1 protein-coding gene is annotated in these 1,793 nt (G+C 37.9%); it reads left to right on the top strand.

All coding sequences use genetic code 11. The features are described from left to right. Positions 1-125: 125 nt before the first annotated feature. Positions 126-1,646, top strand: a complete 1,521-nt coding sequence (locus GSY74_RS09175; RefSeq protein ID WP_164664803.1) for a sodium:solute symporter — start codon at positions 126-128, stop codon at positions 1,644-1,646. The last annotated feature ends 147 nt before the right edge of the window (positions 1,647-1,793 follow it).

The following is a 1,793-nucleotide window of genomic DNA, read 5'->3' as shown; positions in this document are numbered from 1 at the left end:
TTTTTAAACTAAAAATATAGTTTAAAAATTAATATTTATCTTAATGTAATAGATTAAATGTTGTTCTTTAGAGTTAAAAAGAGACTCTTTTTGCTATAATACACAATAAAATTCAAAGGCAAAAAATGGAATCAAACTTTAGCACTTTAGATTGGATGATATTCTCCTCATACTTCTTAATTCTTATATTGACATCAGTTATTTTGAGTCAATCAAAAGTCAAAACATCGAGGGACTACTTCACAGGTGGTAACGCTATGCCGATGTTGGCTGTGGCTATTTCGGTCTTGACCACTTCACAGTCGGCAGCTACTTTTTTAGGCGGTCCTGAGTACTCTTTTGGCAAAGATTTAACCTTTTTAGGCTTTTATGCTTCTGCTTTTTTGGCTGTTATTTTTGTGGCTAAGGTTTTAGTTCCAAGGTTTTATGCTATCAATGCCATAACAGTCTATGAGTATCTTGAGTTTCGATATGGTGAGACCTCAAAACGATATGCAGGGATTATGTTTTTGGTAGGGCGACTCTTTGCTAGTGGGGCTAGACTATATATTGGAGCGTTGGCAATCTCAATGATACTCTTCTCTGATATATCAGCTTCACATATCGCTATCTCTATTACCATCTTGATGTTAGGAGCTTTGGCTTATACTTACTTTGGAGGGGTAAAATCTGTTATTTTGTCAGATATAATTCAAGCTATCACCTATATTGGGGCTGGGTTGGCTGTGCTTATCTATCTCTACTATAGTCTGGATGCCGATTTTTCAACTATTATGCAGACATTGAGTGATAACAATAAATTAAAACTGGTAGATTTTTCATTTTCAGGAGGTTTTACCATCTGGACACTGCTGACAGGGTGGTTTCTACTCAATATCGCAGCCTATGGACTTGACCAAGATATGACGCAGAGAGTGCTAACTTGCAAAAACAAAGATGAGGGGGCTAAGTCGCTTATCTACTCTATTATTTTTACCATTCCTGTGGCGATGTTGTTTCTATTTATAGGACTGCTTCTATATCTCTTCTATATGCATCCTGAACTTTCAGGTATCAAAGAGGCGTGTGTTGACCAGCAATTTAATGGTGAGAGGATTACTATTTTTATGCTCTATATTCTCAATGAGATGCCAGAGGGATTACGAGGATTGGTAACTGTTGGAGCGATTGCGGCGGCACTCTCATCGACTAATTCGGTACTCTCTGCTATGGCTTCGGTGGCAGTTGAAGATATTTACCGACCTTGGTTGGCAAAAGAGGGTAGGGATGAGGCACACTTTTTGAAAGTCAGTAGAGTAATGGTTGTGACCTTTGCTGTTCTGCTCTGTGGTATGGCGATGGTTAGCTTCTATTGGCAACAGTACACAGAACTTCCACTACTCAATTTTGCTCTAGGTGTTATGGCATTTGCTTATGCTTCTCTGCTTGGGGTTTATGGTGCGGCAATTTTTACAAATAGAGGGAGTGAAAAAACTGTACTATTTGCTCTGATAGGTGGATTTATGACTGTTCTTCTTTTGCAACCTTATATTATTGGACAAATTATAGATATTAAAGTTGATTTTTCGGTTATGATGATAGTGGGGACGATGGTTTCGTTTGGGATTATGATGATGGGGAGGAGCAGTTTTAGTAATACCGAATAGAATAGTATAATAAATAGACATCTTTCAAAACTAGGAACCGATGGCTTCAGCCCAATGCCAATGAATTAAGCTTTTTTTGAACCAAATAGTTCGGGTGTAAACACGCCGATTCCGAAAATGCAAATTGCATATAAGGAAACGATGGCT

This window comes from Sulfurovum sp. bin170 (assembly GCF_010892395.1).
Taxonomy (GTDB): Bacteria; Campylobacterota; Campylobacteria; order Campylobacterales; family Sulfurovaceae; genus UBA1140.
Note: the sequence above shows the minus strand (reverse complement) of the source record. Positions and strands in the feature narration are given on the sequence as shown.